Raw genomic sequence first — 16,360 nt, 5'->3', positions numbered from 1 at the left:
CGCCCTGCGCCGGTCTAGCGTGTGACATGAGCACTACCACCGCCCACCGCTGAACGCCCCCGACGGCCCCTGACGCAGGCGCCTTCGTGGCGCTTTTTTGTTGCCGCCTCGCCCCCGGATTCTCCAGGCCCCCTTGCGGGCCACCAGACCAAAGCACTCTCATGATCGCGATCACGCTCCCCGACGGCAGCCGCCGTGAATTCGAACATCCCGTCAGTGTCATGGACGTCGCCCAGTCCATCGGCGCCGGCCTGGCCAAGGCCACCATCGCCGGTTCGGTGGATGGCGTGCTGGTCGATGCCAGTGACGTCATCGACCACGATGCCAGCCTGCGCATCATCACCGCCAAGGACGAGGAGGGCGTTGAGATCATCCGCCACTCCGCCGCCCACCTGGTCGGCCACGCGGTCAAGCAGCTGTACCCGGACGTCAAGATGGTGATCGGCCCGGTCATCGCCGAAGGCTTCTACTACGACATCTACTCCGAGCGTCCGTTCACGCCGGAGGACATGGCCGCCGTCGAAAAGCGCATGGCCGAGCTGATCGCGCAGGACTACGACGTCATCAAGAAGGTCACCCCGCGTGCGGAGGTCATCGAGATCTTCAAGGCGCGTGGCGAAGACTACAAGCTGCGCCTGATCGAAGACATGTCGCCGGAGATCCAGGCGATGGGCATGTACTACCACCAGGAATACGTGGACATGTGCCGCGGCCCGCACGTGCCCAACACGCGCTTCCTGAAGGCCTTCAAGCTGACCCGCATTTCCGGTGCCTACTGGCGCGGTGATGCCAAGAACGAGCAGCTGCAGCGCATCTACGGCACCGCCTGGGCCGACAAGAAGCAGCTCGAGGCCTACATCAAGCGCATCGAAGAAGCCGAAATGCGCGATCACCGCCGCATCGGCAAGCAGCAGGAGCTGTTCCACCTGCAGGAAGAGGCGCCGGGTCTGGTGTTCTGGCACCCCAAGGGCTGGGCGCTGTGGCAGGTGGTCGAGCAGCACATGCGCCGTGTGTACCGCGACAGCGGCTACGGCGAAGTGCGCTGCCCGCAGATCCTGGATGTGTCGCTGTGGCAGAAGTCCGGCCACTGGGACAACTACCAGGAGAACATGTTCTTCACCGAATCGGAAAAGCGCACCTACGCGGTCAAGCCGATGAACTGCCCGGGCCACATCCAGGTGTTCAACCAGGGCCTGCACAGCTACCGCGACCTGCCGATCCGCTACGGCGAGTTCGGCTCGTGCCACCGCAACGAGCCGTCCGGCGCGCTGCACGGCATCCTGCGCGTGCGTGGTTTCACCCAGGACGACGGCCACGTGTTCTGCACCGAGTCGCAGATCGAAGCCGAAGTGACGGCCTTCCACCAGCAGGCGCTGGCGGTCTACACGACCTTCGGTTTCGACGAGATCCAGATCAAGATCGCGCTGCGCCCGGAAAAGCGCCTCGGCGATGACGCCACCTGGGACAAGGCCGAAGCCGCGCTGCGTTCGGCGCTGGGCAACTGTGGGGTCGAGTGGCAGGAGCTGCCGGGCGAGGGCGCCTTCTACGGCCCGAAGATCGAGTACCACCTCAAGGACGCCATCGGCCGTACCTGGCAGCTGGGCACGATGCAGGTCGATTTCATGATGCCCGGCCGCCTCGGCGCCGAGTACGTGGACGAAAACAGCCAGAAGAAGCACCCGGTCATGCTGCACCGGGCGATCGTGGGCTCGATGGAGCGCTTCATCGGCATCCTGATCGAGCACCACGCCGGGTCCTTCCCGTCCTGGCTGGCCCCGACCCAGGTGGTAGTGGCCAATATCACCGACGCCCAGGCTGAATACGTCAGCGAAGTGCGGAAAACCCTTGCAGATCAAGGCTTCCGCGTGAACGCCGATTTGCGCAACGAGAAGATCGGATATAAGATTCGCGAGCATACGCTGCAGCGGGTCCCGTACCTGCTGGTGGTTGGCGACCGTGAGAAGGAAAATGGCGCCGTGGCCGTGCGTACGCGCTCTGGCGAAGATCTGGGCAGCATGTCCGTCCAGGCCTTCATCGAGCGGTTGCAGGCAGAACAGTCCGTGTAAGAAAGTCCCGGCCCTGCGGATGCTCCGCGATGGGCCGGTTTGATTCCTCTGGGAGATTGCAATATCAGTACCCCTGACAACAAACAGAACCGCAAGAATCAGGAAATCCGGGTGCCGCGCGTCCGCGTGATCGGCAGCGACGGAGAAATGATTGGTGTGTTGACGCGTGACGAAGCGCTGTCGATGGCCGAAGACGAAGGTCTGGACCTGGTCGAGATTCAGCCGCAGGCTGATCCGCCGGTGTGCAAGATCATGGACTTCGGCAAGTTCAAGTTCGAAGCGCAGAAGAAGGCCAACGAGGCCAAGAAGAAGACCAAGCAGGTCGAGATCAAGGAAGTGAAGTTCCGCCCGGTCACCGATGAAGGTGATTACCAGATCAAGCTGCGCAAGATGCGCGGGTTCCTGGAAGAGGGCGACAAGATCAAGGTCAACATCCGCTTCCGTGGCCGTGAAATGAGCCATCAGGAACTGGGTCGCGAGATGGCCAGCCGGATCGAAGGTGATCTGGGCGAGGACATCGTGATCGAGTCCCGTCCGCGCCTTGAAGGCCGGCAGATGGTGATGATGATCGCGCCGAAGAAGAAGTAACAGGCCGGCCCCAGCCCGAACGGGTGGGGCGTAGAGCCGGGCCATGCCCGGCTGCCGGCGCCGCCGGAGTCGATTGCTTCAGATTCGCGTCAGAAGGCAAGGGCGTCTTTTCAGGCGCCTGTTGCCGTTTGCCGTGGCCGCAACCTCCTGTGGCCCGCCCGGCGGGCGTTCCACGCCCTGTCGGCACCGGTAAACACCCGCCCAATCAAGCGTTTGCAACTGCCTGGATTCACGGGCATAATGGGCGGCCCCGTTTTGCGGGGGTGCTGTTTTGAACGGTTTCCCGCCCCACAAAGGCACGCTGTTTCAACGGCAAACAGGACCGGCCTGGTTCCCATAGGGGATCCCGGGCTTACAAGCAGGCAAGGGCACGGACGGAAAGTGTGGCAATGCCACCGCCCTGGTCAGTGACAAAACATCATCAAGGACATAGCAATGCCCAAGATCAAGACCAACCGGGCGGCGGCCAAGCGCTTCCGCAAGACCGCGTCCGGCAAGTTCAAGGCTGGCCACGCCAACCGTAGCCACATCCTCACGAAGAAGTCGACCAAGCGGAAGCGCAATCTGCGTCAGACGAACCATGTTCGTGCAGAAGACGCAGGCCGTTTGAACCGTATGCTTCCCTACCTCTGAGGACTGACCCATGGCACGAGTAAAGCGTGGCGTACAGGCGCGTCGCCGCCACAAGAAAATTCTGACCCTGGCGAAGGGTTACTACAACGCTCGCCGCAAGGTCTTCCGCGTTGCCAAGCAGGCCGTGATCAAGGCACAGCAGTACGCCTACATCGGTCGTAAGCAGAAGAAGCGCAACTTCCGTTCGCTGTGGATCACCCGCATCAACGCGGCTGCCCGCATCAACGGCCTGAGCTACAGCCGTTTCATGAACGGCCTGCTCAAGTCCGGCATCACCCTGGACCGTAAGGTTCTGGCTGACATCGCCGTGCACGACGCAGCTGGTTTTGCTGCACTGGCCGAAAAGGCCAAGGGCGCACTGGCGGCATAAGTCCATTCCCCTGCCGTTGCCGTTCACGCGCAACGGCTGTGGGTAAGGCAAATGCATGGGGAAGGGCGCAAGTCCTTCCCCATTCTTTTTTGTGTTGGCGGTGGCCCTCCCGGTGCCATCGATCGACAGCGGTGGCGACGGGGGTCGGCCCGACGCGCATCGCGATGGCATACCGACGCGAGGCTCCGGCTATCCATGAGTGACATCCAATCCCTGACCACGCAGGCACTGGCCGACGTGGCCGCTGCCCAGAGCCCCGATGCGCTGGAAGCCCTGCGCGTGGCCCTGCTGGGCAAGAACGGCAGCATCACCGCACAGCTCAAGCAGCTCGGTGGCCTGCCGGCCGACGAGCGCAAAGCCGCCGGCGAAGCCATCAACCGTGCCCGTGACGCGCTGACCAGCGCGCTGGGTGATCGCAAGACCGTGCTGGAAGACGCTGCGCTGGACGCGCGCCTGGCCGCTGAAGCGATCGACATCACCCTGCCGGGCCGTCGCGATGAGCGCGGTGGCCTGCACCCGGTGACCCGTACCCTGGAGCGCATCACCGAGATCTTCGGCCGCCTCGGTTACGAGCTCTCCGAAGGTCCGGAAATCGAAGACGACTGGCACAACTTCGAAGCGCTGAACTTCCCGCCGCACCATCCGGCGCGCGCGATGCACGACACCTTCTATTTCGGCGACGGCCGCCTGCTGCGCACGCATACCTCCGGTGTGCAGGTGCGCTACATGGGCGAGCATGCGCCGCCGCTGCGCATGATCGCGGCTGGCAAGGTGTACCGCAGCGACAGCGACCAGACCCATTCGCCGATGTTCCACCAGGTCGAAGGCCTGCTGGTCGATGAGCACTCCACGTTCGCCGATCTGAAGGGCACGCTGTCCGAGTTCGTACGCGCGTTCTTCGAACAGGATTTCGAAATGCGCTTCCGCCCCAGCTACTTCCCGTTCGTGGAACCCGGTGCGGAAGTGGACATCGCCTGGCAGCAGCCCGACGGCAGCACCCGCTGGCTGGAAGTGCTCGGCTGCGGCATGGTCCATCCGAACGTGCTGCGCAGCGTCGGCGTCGATCCGGAGCGCTATACCGGCTTCGCCTTCGGTATGGGCGTGGAGCGCTTTGCGATGCTGCGTTACGGCGTCAACGACCTGCGCGCGTTCTTCGAAAACGACGTGCGGTTCCTGAAGCAGTTCGCGTAAGCGCGTCAGCGTAGCGCCGGGCCATGCCCGGCTGGACAGGATTCAAGACCATCACGGCCCAGGCGCCTGCGCCGGGCCCACCAGGGTGACACCATGAAATTCTCTGAAAACTGGCTGCGCAGCCACGTCCCGACCACCGTTTCGCGCGATGAACTCAGCGCGGTGCTGACCGCGATCGGTCTGGAAGTGGAAGAGATCGATGCGCTGGGCGATGGCCTGCAGCATGTCGTCGTAGCCAAGATCATTTCCGCCGAGCGCCATCCCGAAGCCGACCGCCTGCAGATCTGCCAGGTCGATGCGGGGCAGGGCGAGCACCTGCAGATCGTGTGTGGCGCGCCGAACGCGCGGCCGGGCCTGGTCGCCCCGCTGGCGATGGTCGGTGCGCAGATCGGCGACCTGAAGATCAAGCCGGCCAAGCTGCGTGGCGTGGAATCCAACGGCATGCTGTGCTCGGCCAAGGAACTGGGCCTGGACACCGATGCCTCCGGCCTGTTCGAACTGCCGGACGATGCACCGGTCGGCCAGACCCTGGTCGAGTACCTCGGCCTGCCCGACGCCAGCATCGAGATCAAGCTGACCCCGAACCGCGCCGACTGCTTCAGCATCCGCGGCATCGCCTTCGACGTGGCCGCCGCGTGCGCCAGTGAAGTGGTGCCGTTCGACGCCGCCCCGGTGGCTGCCGTGGGCACGCGTGAGTTGGCGATCCGCCTGGATGCCGGTGCCGAAGCGCCGCGTTATGTCGGTCGCGTGATCGAGGGCGTCAACGCCCGCGCGGCGACCCCGCTGTGGATGGCCGAGCGCCTGCGCCGCAGCGGCGTGCGCCCGGTCTCGCTGCTGGTGGATGTCACCCAGTACGTGATGCTCGAGCTGGGCCAGCCGATGCATGCCTTCGATCTGGGCACCCTGCAGGGCAGCATCGGCGTGCGCCGTTCGCGCGCCGGTGAAACCCTGAAACTGCTCGACGGCCGCGACGCCGCGCTGGACGACAGCTTCCTGCTCGTCACCGATGCCGACCGCCCGATCGCACTGGCCGGCCTGATGGGCGGCTTCGATACGCGCGTCACCGACGACACCACGAACGTATTCCTGGAAGCCGCGCATTTCGCGCCCGCCGCGATCATGGGCCGGGGCCGCAAGCTCGGCCTGCACACCGATGCCGGCCACCGCTTCGAGCGTGGCGTCGACCCGGTGCTGCCGCGCACGGCGATCGAGTACGCCACCCGCCTGATCCTGGACCTGGCCGGCGGCACCCCGGCGCCGGTCTCCGAGGCGGTGCGTGAGGCCCATCTGCCGGCGACCGCCACCATCGCCCTGCGCCGCGCCCGTATCGCGCGCGTGCTGGGCATCCAGATCGCCGATGCCGATGTGGAGCGCATCCTGCGTGCGCTGGGCATGGACGTGGCCGCGTTCGCCGATGGCTGGCAGGTCACCGCGCCGAGCCGCCGCTTCGATATCGCCATCGAAGAAGACCTGATCGAAGAACTGGCCCGCATCCACGGCTACGAGCAGATTCCGACCACGCTGCCGGGCGGTGCCTCGCGCGTGGCGATGCCGACCGAGACCCGCCTGGACGACCTCAGCGTGCGCCGCCAGCTGGTCGCCCGTGACCTGCAGGAAACCATCAACTACGCCTTCGTCGATGCCGCGCTGCTCGCGCAGTGGCAGCTGGACGAGGGTCTGGTCGCGCTGGCCAACCCGCTCTCCGCCGAACTGGCGGTGATGCGCCCGTCGCTGCTGCCGGGCCTGGTCGCGACCCTCGGCCGCAACGCCGCGCGCCAGCTGGGCCGCGTGCGCCTGTTCGAACTGGGCCGCGTGTTCCATCAGCAGGCCGGCGAGGGCCAGCCCGCCCCGCTGGAGACCCAGCGCGTGGCCGCTGCGATCTGTGGCGATGCCGACACCCAGCAATGGGGCCTGCCGACCCGCAAGGTCGATTTCCACGACCTCAAGGGCGACCTGGAGTCGCTGGCGGCCGCCAGTGGCGCCGAGCTCGAGTTCAGGCCGTCACAGCGTCCGTATGGCCACCCGGCACGTTCGGCCGAGGTCTACCGTGACGGCGCCAGCCTGGGCTGGATCGGCCAGATCCACCCGCGCCTGGCCAAGGCCATGGATATCGACGTGGACGTGTTCGCCTTCGAACTGGACCTGGCGCCGCTGGCTACCCGCGCGCTGCCGCGGGCGACGGAGCTGTCGCGGTTCCCGTCGATGCGCCGCGATCTGGCCTTCCTGGTGCCCGAGGCCGCGGCCTGGGCCGACCTGGAAGCCACCCTGCGCCGGGCCGTCGGCCCGCTGCTGCGCGAGGTCACCCTGTTCGACCGGTACGTCGGCCAGGGGGTCGAGCCGGGGTTCAAGAGTCTCGCTATGGGCTTGATTTTGCAGGACAAGTCGCGCACTCTGACGGACCGCGACGTGGATGCGGTGGTGGCCGAGGCGGTCTCTGCCATGGAGCGTGAACATCACGCCCGGATCCGCGGCTGAGCGGGAAGCATGGGGGATAGCAGGCAATGGCATTGACCAAGGCGGAGATGGCCGAGAAGCTGTTCGACGAAGTCGGTCTGAACAAGCGCGAAGCCAAGGAATTTGTCGACGCGTTCTTCGATGTGCTGCGTGAAGCATTGGAACAGGGACGTCAGGTGAAGCTGTCCGGCTTCGGGAATTTCGACCTCCGGCGCAAGAACCAGCGCCCGGGTCGCAACCCCAAGACCGGTGAGGAAATTCCGATTTCCGCCCGTACGGTGGTCACCTTCCGTCCGGGCCAGAAGCTCAAGGAAAGGGTAGAGGCATATGCTGGATCCGGGCAGTAACCGAGAACTTCCGCCGATACCGGCCAAGCGCTACTTCACCATCGGTGAGGTCAGCGAACTGTGCGACGTCAAGCCGCACGTGCTGCGCTACTGGGAAACCGAGTTCCCCAGTCTCGAGCCGGCCAAGCGCCGCGGCAACCGCCGCTACTACCAGCGCCACGACGTGCTGATGGTCCGCCAGATCCGCGGCCTGCTCTACGAGCAGGGCTACACGATCGGCGGCGCGCGGCTGCGCCTGGAAGGTGCCGATGCGCGCGAGGAATCGGCGCTGAGCAACCAGATCATCAAGCAGACGCGGATGGAACTGGAAGAAGTGCTGCAATTGCTGCGCCGCTGAACCATTTTTCACGCAAACCCGTTATACTCGTCGGCCCGCTGAGAGGCGGGGACATTGCCAGCATCATCGGGGCGTAGCGCAGCCTGGTAGCGCATCTGCCTGGGGGGCAGAGGGTCGTCGGTTCAAATCCGGCCGTCCCGACCAATGTTGGTGATTCGATCAAAGGCTTGTGCAGCGATGCGCAGGCCTTTTTTCTTTTTGTCCGAGTCCATCCTGCGGGCAAGACCGATGGTGTGGTTGGCCGTCCCCCGTCACTGTGAATGCTCTTCTCTGCGAACCCATGTCTGCCGCAATGTGCGGCAACAGCAGTGAAGCACCTTCATATGACCTTAGGGGAGATGTTCAAGGTGATACGCCTGCCTGTTTTTGCTTTTTCCGTGGCGCTGATCTGCGCCACGCCCGTTGTTTCCAATGACGCTGCTGCTGCCGTTCCGGACAGGATGACCGTAGAGACCCAGGCACCGGTAGAGCCGCTCGCCATACAAACGGCAAACGCTCCTCCCGTCCCGCTCCCCACATGGGGCACGCAGGGAGAGCAGCTGACCATCATCAACGAGCTGCCTGGCGGCTTCAGAGAGCGCTGGACGTTTGAATGGGTCGCTCCCCGAGGGGGCGGCGGTGGTGGAGAATGGAAACAGACGCACTACGAGTCGCTTGCACCTGTCAGTGGCCTGTATCAACCCGATGAGCTGTGATGCGGGCAGAATGACGCCCGGCGAGTCGTCGCAACGTTGACAATGCAAGCCAAGCCGCCCTGCGGCCCAGCGAGGAGGGGTAGACGCGTGATCGAAATTCGCCAGGCAACGATGCAGGACCTGCCGGCGCTGGTGGCCATCGACAGCGTCGCCGCACAGGCGCCGGAACGCGCTGAGCTGATCCGCGCCTGGATCGGGGCGGATGCGTGCCACGTGCTCACCGTCGACGCATGCGCCGCCGCGTACGGCGTACTCGACTATCACTTCTTCGGCTGCGGCTTCATCGAGATGCTGATGGTCGATCCAGCGCGCCGTCGCCAAGGGCTGGCCCGGATCCTGATCGAGTATCTGAAATCCGTCTGCGCGCACCCCAAGCTGTTTGCATCGACCAATCGTTCCAACACCCGGATGCAGGCCGTGCTTCTGCAGACCGGCTTCGAGTCCAGCGGATACGTCGACAACCTCGACCCCGATGATCCGGAGCTGGTGTTCTACTGCAGGGTCACCCCGGGCGACGGTTGAGCCTTCGAGGCCGGGCGTGTCCTTGTCGATGCAGGGCGACTGGATGAGCTGCCGTTTGCGCGCGGCGTCGGCTTCGCTGCGGATTGCGTCGTGGGCAAGCCAGACGTTCGCGGTCAGAAGGTCTAATGCGGGCCTCAATGCCCGTTCAACGGCAGCGGCCGGTCGATCACCACGTCCTTCATCACCAGGGTCGAGGTCAGCCGCTGCACGCCGGGCAGGGCGGAGAGGTGTTCGTCGTACAGGTGCCGGAACGCGGCCAGGTCGCGGGTGACCACGTGCAGCAGGTAGTCCGGGTCGCCGAACAGGCGCTGTGCCTGCAGGACCTGCGGCACCTCTGCCACTGCGTGTTCGAAGGCGTCCACGGCGTGGCGGTCGCCGTCGCGCAGGGTGACGAAGACCAGCGCTGAGAACTTCAGGCCCAAGGCGGCGGGATCGAGCTCGGCACGGTAGCCGCGGATCGCGCCGGACTGCTCCAGGGCACGCACGCGGCGGTGACAGGGCGAGATGCTCAGGCCGATGCGCTCGGCCAGCTCGGTCACGGTGAGGCGGCCGTCTTTCTGCAGCTCGGCAAGAATTCGCTGGTCGGTGGCATCCATGCGCAAGAGTTTCCTCCTGCAGGCCGGCGCGGTGCAAGTATTTGGAAGCACATTCCAGAGACGCGGGAATATTCTTCTGTCCATCCCGCAGATCGCGGCAAGACCGCCCCTTGGACCCCATGCAACCCAGCGTCATTGCCGCCTTCTGGGCGGTGTCCATCCTCTTCGTGCTCATCCCCGGTGCGGATTGGGCGCACGCGATCGCCGCAGGTCTGCGCGGGCGGGCGGTGGTGCCGGCGGTGGCCGGATTGCTGTCTGGCCATCTGCTCGCGATCGGGCTGGTCGCCGCGGGCGTCGGTGCGATGTTCGCCCGCGTGCCGGTCGCGCTGCACGTCCTGACCGTGCTGGGCGCGCTGTATCTGCTCTGGCTGGGCATCGGCCTGCTGCGCCACCCGCCGGTGGCTGCGGCCGACGCTGCGGGGGCGGTGACGGGGTGGCGCCATTGGGCGCTCAAGGGCGCCTGCGTCAGCGGGCTCAACCCCAAGGTGCTGCTGCTGTTCCTGGCCCTGCTGCCCCAGTTCATTTCCGCCAGCGCGGCGTGGGCGATGCCCGTGCAGATCATCGCGCTGGGCATGGTCCATCTGGTCAGCTGCGGCGCGGTCTATCTTGCGGTCGGCTATGGCGCCGGTGCCTTGCTGCGCACGCGCCCGCGTGCATCACGCGCCGTCGGCCGTGTCTCTGGCGCGGCGATGATCGTGATCGCCGTGCTGTTGTTGAGCGGAACCGGCACACTCTGACCCCACGTTGTTCTCCACCAGGATGCTTCGCATGACCGAACAGCTCCATCCCTACGCGACGCCGGGCACTGCCCCGGTCCCGGCACCGCGCGTGCGCATTCCGCACCTGCAGCAGATGAAGGAGCGCGGCGAGAAGTGGGCGATGCTCACCGCCTACGACATGTACACCGCGGCGATCTTCGAAGATGCCGGCATTCCGGTGCTGCTGATCGGCGACTCGGCGTCGAACAATGTGTTCGGCAACGACTCGCTGCTGCCGGTCACCGTCGACGAGCTGATGCCGCTGGTGCGCGCGGTCAGCCGCTGCACGCGGCGCCCGCTGGTGATCGCCGATCTGCCGTTCGGTTCCTACCAGGCCTCGCCGGAGCAGTGCTTCCACACGGCCGTGCGTTTCATGAAGGAGGGCGGCGCCCACGCAGTGAAACTGGAAGGCGGCATCGAGATGGTGCCGCAGGTCCGCAAGCTGGTCAGCTGCGGCATCCCGGTGATGGCGCATATCGGCTTCACGCCGCAGTCGGAGCATCAGCTCGGCGGCTTTCGCGTGCAGGGGCGGGGCGAGGATGGCGCACGGCTGATCGAGGAAGCGCGCGCGCTGGAGGCTGCCGGTGCTTTCGCGGTACTGATGGAAATGGTCCCCGGCACGGTGGCCGCACAGATCACCGCGGCGCTGAAGATTCCCACCGTCGGCATCGGAGCGGGCAGCGACTGCGATGCGCAGGTGCTGGTCTGGCAGGACATGGCAGGGCTTCGCACCGGCAAACTGCCGCGCTTCGTGAAGCAGTACGCGGACATGCACGGGCTGCTGGAGAAGGCCGCGCGTGAGTTCGCGGACGAGGTGGGCACAGGCACGTTCCCCGGCCCGGAACACACGTTCTGATCGATACGCGCGCGGCCTGAGGCGCGTTTCCACGGTACCGACGCGCGGCGGTACCGTGCTCCCCGCGTCATCCAATCGTCATGCAGGCCACGTACCTTCGCCGCACCTGGGGGCGAGGCGGGATCGTGGCCGAACACGCAAAACGGCGTTTGGCGCGCATGTTTCTGGAGCAGGGGCCGGTGCTGAGGGGATTCTTCACCCGCCGCGGTGCGCGCCAGGACGCCGAGGACATGGTGCAGGAAACCTATCTGCGCCTGCTGCGCGCGCATGAGGATCAGGGCGAGGGCATCGCCAATCCGGAGGCCTATCTGTTCACCGTCGCGCAGAACCTCGCGCGCGAGCAGGCCGCGCGCCGGCGCTGGTCGATGCTCCCGATCGATGATCTGGAGAACCTCACCACGCTGCTGACCGGCGAAGAAACCGTCGAGGATGCCGCCGAACGCGCGCAGCGCCGCACGCATCTGCAGACGCTGCTGGGCACCTTGCCCGAGCACACCCGTGCGGTGTTGGTGATGCAGTACCGCGATGGACTCAGCTACAAGGAGATCGCCGAGCGGTTGGGCGTGTCCTCCCATATGGTCAAGAAGCACGTGGTGCGCGGCTTGTCCGTGTGCCGCCGCGCGCTGGCCGGTCATGCGGAGGCGTGGTGAGCGAGAGTCCCGTGCCGCGTCCTTCCCTCGCCAACGAAGCCGCGCACTGGCATGCGCTGCAGCGCCAGGGCGGGGTGACCCCTGATCAGCAACGCCAGTTCATGACCTGGCTGGTGACCTCGCCGGCCCACCTGCGCGAGTACATCACGGTCAGCCGCATGGCCAGCGAGCTCAGCGATGCGCTGCGGGGCATGGCGGTCGACCTGGATGCGCTGATTGCTGCAGGGCCACCGCCGGCCGACGACAACGTGGTGGCGCTGCCGGTGCGGCGGCGTCCACCGCAGCCGATGACGTCGCGTGCGTCACGCCGGCACCTGCCGGGTATCGCCGCGGCCGCCGCGCTGCTGCTGGGCGTGGGCGTGGTCGGCCACTTGGCCTGGCCACAGACCCGCCACTACGTCGCGGCGCATGGCGCGCCGCGCAGCTTCGCGCTGCCCGATCACACCGTGGTGCATCTGAACGCGGAGAGCGAACTGTCGATCCGCTTCACCCTGCTGAGCCGCCGCGTGGAGCTCTCTCGCGGGCAGGCCAGCTTTGTGGTCGCCGAGGAACGTCGTCCCTTCGCCGTGCATGCGGCCGGGCTGGAGGTGCGCGACATCGGCACGACCTTCGACGTCTCGCTGCGACGCGAGCAGGCGAGGATCGAGGTGGCCGAAGGCAGCGTGCAGGTACGCGGCGACTCGGGCCAGGGCCGGCTGCTCGCTGATCTCCGCGCCGGGCAAAGCGCCCATATTGACTACCGTGACCAGTCCGTCAGCATCCGCCATCAGCATGCGGACACGATGACCGCATGGTGGCGACGCCGCGTGGTGTTCCAGGACGAGCCACTGCGCGAGGTGGCCGAGCAGTTCAACCGGCTCAACGACGTGCGCCTGCAGGTGGATGACGATGTCGCCGGCGCGCTGCGCCTGACCGGCAACCTGCGTGGCGATGATCTTGCATCGCTGCGTACCTTCCTCGATCAGCAGCCCTCGCTGCATACGCGTGTGGTCGACAGGACGATCCGTGTGGGCAGCCGCTCTGCCGCTGGGGCCGCGCAGAAACCGCAGTAATGGCAGTGCCCCGCGCGAACGTGCGCGGCGCTGCCAAGGGCTGTCAAAAAAAATTCATCGAACTACCGGTGCCCGATCCTCGCCCTGCGCCCTCGTAGTCCAGGCAAGCGCGAACGATTCCGTCTCGCGACGCTCATACCACCCCACTGGACTTCTACGATGCGCCGCATTCTCTTCCTTTCGATCGCTCTTGCCCTGCAGAGCGCTGCCGTCACCGCCACCGCGCAGGAATCGCGTGTTGCCAGCGAGGCGATTCCGGCCCAGCCGCTCGACCGTGCGCTCAATGATCTGTCGCGCCAGACCGGGCTGCAGTTCGTCTACAACGCGCAGCAGGCCGGCAACCCGCGCACCCGCGCCATGCCCGCCGGCCTGGCGCCGCAGCAGGCCCTGGAGCAGCTGCTGGACGGAACCGGCCTGCGCTATCGCTATCTCAACGACACCACGGTGACCATTGAAGCGCGCAGTGACGCCGCACCGTCGGGCACGTCCGCCGTGCCCGTCGCCACATCCGCCGTGGCGTTTGAAGCGGCACCCGCGGGCGCCGGCGATGCCGGCCTGCAGCAGCTGGAGCGCATCGACGTGGTCGGCAGCTACAGCCGCAGCCTGGAGCAGGCCGTGGACATCAAGCGCGCCACGATCGGCTTCTCCGATTCGATCGTCGCCACCGACGTGGCCGATTTTCCCGAGCAGAACCTGGCCGAAGCCCTGCAGCGCATGCCGGGCGTGACCATCGAGCGCGACAAGGGCCTGGGCAGTCGCGTCAATGTGCGTGGCCTGCCATCGGAGTACACCCATGTCTCGATCAACAACCTGGCCACCGCGTCGGGCAGCGGTGGGCGTGACATCGAGTTCGACATCTTCGCCTCGGAGATCATCCAGCAGGTGACGGTGCTGAAGTCGCCGACCGCGGCGGACGAGGAGGGCGGCATCGCCGGCTCGGTGCAGATCTCCACCGCGCGCCCGTTTGATTACACCGGCCGCAAGCTGGTGGCGTCGGTCGAAGGCGCGCACAACTCGATCTCCGAAGAGGTCGATCCCAAGTTCTCGTTCCTGGCCAGTGATACCTGGGGTGACTGGGGTGGCCTGGTGTCCTTCGCCACCGCCAAGCGCAGCAACCGTACGGACGCGACCTCGGGGATCAACTTCCGCCCGATGTCGCGCTTCCTGGGCGCCTCCGGCACGCGCGGTACGCAGGCTGCCGCGGTGCTGGCCCGCGATGCCGGTGTGGTGGTCAAGAACCGCAACGACACCGATGAAAGCAACCTGATCGTGTTCCAGGACAAGGTCGGTGACCGCGTGTTCGTGAATGACCAGGACAAGTGGGGTGCCACCGCCTCGCTGCAGTACCGCCCGAGCAGCCGTTTCAGCGTGACCTTCGATGCGATGCTCGGCGGCTACGACACCACTGAAGACGAGTACGACGCAGCCGCGTATTCCGCCTCCAGCCGCAGCACGCTGGAGACCATCCATGACTACGACGCCAGCACGCTGTCGCAGTACGGCATCGTGGTGCTGCGCGATGTGTCCTACACCGCCACCCAGCACGAAATGCTGAGCAAGGAGCGGATCAACAAGACCGATTTCAGCCAGTACAGCATGGCGATGGATTGGAAGGGCGATAGCTGGGGTGTGGATGCGATGGTCGGCTATTCCGGCGCCGACAAGACCCTGGATGCCAGCAACCTCAAGCACGTGGCCTACGCGCCCTCGCGGACCCGCTGGACCGGAAAGAGTGGCGAGACGATTCCCAGCGCCAACCCGGCCAGCATCGACATGTACAACGCTTCGGACAAGTACCTGTTCGAGGCCTATGAAACCACGCTGGAGAAGGTCAGCGATGACAAGTACGCCGCCCAGGTGGATGTGACCAAGGCGCTGGAACTGGCCTTCCTTCCGGCTCTGCGCAGCGTCCAGTTCGGTGCGCGCTACACCGACAAATCCAAGCAGCGCGAGTACGGCGAAGCCAAGATCTACGGGCCGGGTGCGGGCAACAACAGCTGGGTGAACAAGCGGACCCTGGCCGACAGCCCGCTGCAGTCGATCGGCGACATCGTGCCCGGGGGGGGCTACTCGGTGAAGGACCTGGACTGGAAGATGGTCTCCAACGACTACGCACGCAGTGCCTTCCGCTATCCGGGCTTCGCGACGCCGTTTGATCCGGGCCAGTACTACCGGGTCGATGAGAACGTGACCAGCCTGTACGCGATGACCGACATCGGCTTCGATGTGGGCCGCGTGCCGGTCTCGATCAACGCGGGCGTGCGCTATGTGGATACCTCGGTGCAGTCCTCCGGCTTCCACCCGATCCAGCGGGCAGACGGTACCACCGGCTATACCGACACGCCTGTCTCGCGCAAAGGCAGCTACAACGATCTGCTGCCGAGCCTGAATGCCACCGCCGAACTGGCCGAAGGCCTGGTGCTGCGCGGCGCGGCTTCCAAGACCTTCATCCGCCCGGCGTTGACCGACATCGCCTACAAGCGCACCGCCAGCTGGAGCTCGTTCCGCTTCACCGATGGCAACCCGGATCTGCAGCCTACCTATGCCAAGCAGTGGGAGCTGGGGCTGGAGAAGTACCTGGACAACGGTGGCCTGCTCGCGACCTCGTACTTCCACAAGAAGATCGACGGTGTGGTGATCAATGCGTTGACCGGCGTGGTGCCGGATGTGGCGGTCTACAACGCCAACGGCTCGCTCAACGGCACCTATGATTTCGACGTGTACCAGCCGATCAACGCCGATGGAACGTATGTGGTGAAGGGCGTCGAGCTGATCGCGCAGCTTCCGCTGAGCATGCTGCACCGCTCGCTGGAAGGCTTCGGCATCAACGCCAACTACACGATGCTGGACAGCTCGCTGGCCGGCGAATCCGACCTTGGCGTGAGTACGCCGATGCCGGGTCTTTCGGAGAAGTCATACAACGTCACCGTGTACTACGAGAACGCGCGCTTTGACGCGCGCGTGTCGTACAACCACAAGGGCGAGTACGTCGAATCGATCGGCTACAACATGTACCCGATCTGGCGCGATGACTACGGCCAGGTGGATGTGTCGATCGGCTATCGCCTCACCGACAGCATCAAACTCAGCCTGAAGGGCATCAACCTGACCAACCAGGCGACCACCGGCTATACGATGGATCCTGCGTTCCCGACGATGTACGAACGCTCCGGCCGCCGCATCAGTCTCGGCCTGCGCGCGGACTTCTGAGCCGCCCGCTTCGCGGTGCATCCGGAGGCGCGTAC

At 65.7% G+C, this 16,360-nt stretch carries 16 protein-coding genes and 1 tRNA gene; 16 read left to right on the top strand and 1 reads right to left on the bottom strand.

Annotated features, from left to right (window positions below; genetic code table 11):
* Positions 1-161 precede the first annotated feature (161 nt).
* The 11 genes from thrS to ABE424_RS08345 all read left to right on the top strand — a co-directional run bounded on the left by thrS (position 162) and on the right by ABE424_RS08345 (position 9,203).
* Positions 162-2,066: a threonine--tRNA ligase gene (gene thrS / locus ABE424_RS08395; RefSeq protein WP_346491927.1), complete on the top strand. Its 1,905-nt coding sequence runs from the start codon at positions 162-164 to the stop codon at positions 2,064-2,066.
* A 48-nt stretch (positions 2,067-2,114) separates the two neighbouring features.
* Positions 2,115-2,654: a translation initiation factor IF-3 gene (gene infC, locus ABE424_RS08390; protein ID WP_172838068.1), complete on the top strand. Its 540-nt coding sequence runs from the start codon at positions 2,115-2,117 to the stop codon at positions 2,652-2,654.
* 435 nt (positions 2,655-3,089) lie between these two features.
* Positions 3,090-3,287, top strand: coding sequence for a 50S ribosomal protein L35 (rpmI, locus tag ABE424_RS08385; protein ID WP_017355265.1), 198 nt, complete (start codon positions 3,090-3,092; stop codon positions 3,285-3,287).
* Between the two features lie 10 nt (positions 3,288-3,297).
* Positions 3,298-3,657 carry a 50S ribosomal protein L20 gene (gene rplT, locus ABE424_RS08380; RefSeq protein ID WP_017355264.1) on the top strand — a complete coding sequence of 120 codons (360 nt, stop codon included), beginning with the start codon at positions 3,298-3,300 and terminating at the stop codon, positions 3,655-3,657.
* 195 nt (positions 3,658-3,852) lie between these two features.
* On the top strand, positions 3,853-4,848 hold the full coding sequence (gene pheS, locus ABE424_RS08375) for a phenylalanine--tRNA ligase subunit alpha (RefSeq protein WP_176989316.1): 996 nt from the start codon (positions 3,853-3,855) through the stop codon (positions 4,846-4,848).
* Positions 4,849-4,941: 93 nt separating this feature from the next.
* The gene (pheT, locus tag ABE424_RS08370) at positions 4,942-7,323 is read left to right on the top strand and encodes a phenylalanine--tRNA ligase subunit beta (RefSeq protein WP_346491928.1); all 2,382 of its coding nucleotides are present in this window, start codon (positions 4,942-4,944) and stop codon (positions 7,321-7,323) included.
* Positions 7,324-7,349: 26 nt separating this feature from the next.
* Complete coding sequence (locus ABE424_RS08365; protein WP_005410432.1) at positions 7,350-7,649, top strand: integration host factor subunit alpha; 300 nt, start codon at positions 7,350-7,352, stop codon at positions 7,647-7,649.
* On the top strand, positions 7,630-7,986 hold the full coding sequence (locus ABE424_RS08360; RefSeq protein WP_019182707.1) for a MerR family transcriptional regulator: 357 nt from the start codon (positions 7,630-7,632) through the stop codon (positions 7,984-7,986). The genes ABE424_RS08365 and ABE424_RS08360 overlap by 20 nt, the downstream gene beginning before the upstream one ends.
* 67 nt (positions 7,987-8,053) lie before the next feature.
* Positions 8,054-8,130: transfer RNA gene (locus tag ABE424_RS08355), tRNA-Pro, on the top strand.
* Positions 8,131-8,294: 164 nt separating this feature from the next.
* Entirely contained in the window at positions 8,295-8,681 is a 387-nt protein-coding gene (locus ABE424_RS08350) for a hypothetical protein (RefSeq protein WP_346491929.1), read from the top strand.
* 111 nt (positions 8,682-8,792) lie between these two features.
* The gene (locus ABE424_RS08345; protein WP_346491930.1) at positions 8,793-9,203 is read left to right on the top strand and encodes a GNAT family N-acetyltransferase; all 411 of its coding nucleotides are present in this window, start codon (positions 8,793-8,795) and stop codon (positions 9,201-9,203) included.
* Between the two features lie 134 nt (positions 9,204-9,337).
* On the opposite strand, the gene ABE424_RS08340 is transcribed toward ABE424_RS08345, so the two are convergent.
* Positions 9,338-9,799, bottom strand: coding sequence for an Lrp/AsnC family transcriptional regulator (locus ABE424_RS08340; protein WP_319210467.1), 462 nt, complete (start codon positions 9,797-9,799; stop codon positions 9,338-9,340).
* Positions 9,800-9,918: 119 nt separating this feature from the next.
* On the opposite strand from ABE424_RS08340, the gene ABE424_RS08335 reads away from it, so the two are divergent.
* The 5 genes from ABE424_RS08335 (at position 9,919) to ABE424_RS08315 (ending at position 16,325) form a co-directional block, all read left to right on the top strand.
* Positions 9,919-10,536 (top strand): LysE family translocator, encoded by a 618-nt coding sequence (locus tag ABE424_RS08335; RefSeq protein ID WP_346491931.1) that lies wholly within the window; start codon positions 9,919-9,921, stop codon positions 10,534-10,536.
* 31 nt (positions 10,537-10,567) lie between these two features.
* Positions 10,568-11,413: a 3-methyl-2-oxobutanoate hydroxymethyltransferase gene (gene panB, locus ABE424_RS08330; protein ID WP_346491932.1), complete on the top strand. Its 846-nt coding sequence runs from the start codon at positions 10,568-10,570 to the stop codon at positions 11,411-11,413.
* 125 nt (positions 11,414-11,538) lie between these two features.
* Positions 11,539-12,063: an RNA polymerase sigma factor gene (locus ABE424_RS08325; RefSeq protein WP_319210473.1), complete on the top strand. Its 525-nt coding sequence runs from the start codon at positions 11,539-11,541 to the stop codon at positions 12,061-12,063.
* Positions 12,060-13,115: a FecR domain-containing protein gene (locus tag ABE424_RS08320; RefSeq protein WP_346491933.1), complete on the top strand. Its 1,056-nt coding sequence runs from the start codon at positions 12,060-12,062 to the stop codon at positions 13,113-13,115. The genes ABE424_RS08325 and ABE424_RS08320 overlap by 4 nt, the downstream gene beginning before the upstream one ends.
* Before the next feature lie 159 nt (positions 13,116-13,274).
* Positions 13,275-16,325, top strand: coding sequence for a TonB-dependent receptor (locus ABE424_RS08315; RefSeq protein ID WP_346491934.1), 3,051 nt, complete (start codon positions 13,275-13,277; stop codon positions 16,323-16,325).
* Positions 16,326-16,360 lie beyond the last annotated feature (35 nt).

This window comes from Stenotrophomonas sp. TWI1149, assembly GCF_039673155.1.
GTDB lineage: Bacteria > Pseudomonadota > Gammaproteobacteria > Xanthomonadales > Xanthomonadaceae > Stenotrophomonas > Stenotrophomonas maltophilia_AA.
The sequence above is the reverse complement of the archived record's forward strand: the minus strand, read 5'-3'. Positions and strand labels throughout refer to the sequence as shown.

Bases quoted from the DNA above. Each gene is read 5' to 3' on its own strand.
- pheS (WP_176989316.1), top strand. From the start codon at position 3,853: ATGAGTGACATCCAATCCCTGACCACGCAGGCACTGGCCGACGTGGCC.
- ABE424_RS08360 (WP_019182707.1), top strand. From the start codon at position 7,630: ATGCTGGATCCGGGCAGTAACCGAGAACTTCCGCCGATACCGGCCAAG.
- ABE424_RS08365 (WP_005410432.1), top strand. From the start codon at position 7,350: ATGGCATTGACCAAGGCGGAGATGGCCGAGAAGCTGTTCGACGAAGTC.
- rplT (WP_017355264.1), top strand. From the start codon at position 3,298: ATGGCACGAGTAAAGCGTGGCGTACAGGCGCGTCGCCGCCACAAGAAA.
- ABE424_RS08315 (WP_346491934.1), top strand. From the start codon at position 13,275: ATGCGCCGCATTCTCTTCCTTTCGATCGCTCTTGCCCTGCAGAGCGCT.
- ABE424_RS08335 (WP_346491931.1), top strand. From the start codon at position 9,919: ATGCAACCCAGCGTCATTGCCGCCTTCTGGGCGGTGTCCATCCTCTTC.
- rpmI (WP_017355265.1), top strand. From the start codon at position 3,090: ATGCCCAAGATCAAGACCAACCGGGCGGCGGCCAAGCGCTTCCGCAAG.
- thrS (WP_346491927.1), top strand. From the start codon at position 162: ATGATCGCGATCACGCTCCCCGACGGCAGCCGCCGTGAATTCGAACAT.
- pheT (WP_346491928.1), top strand. From the start codon at position 4,942: ATGAAATTCTCTGAAAACTGGCTGCGCAGCCACGTCCCGACCACCGTT.
- ABE424_RS08340 (WP_319210467.1), bottom strand. From the start codon at position 9,799: ATGGATGCCACCGACCAGCGAATTCTTGCCGAGCTGCAGAAAGACGGC.
- panB (WP_346491932.1), top strand. From the start codon at position 10,568: ATGACCGAACAGCTCCATCCCTACGCGACGCCGGGCACTGCCCCGGTC.
- ABE424_RS08345 (WP_346491930.1), top strand. From the start codon at position 8,793: ATGCAGGACCTGCCGGCGCTGGTGGCCATCGACAGCGTCGCCGCACAG.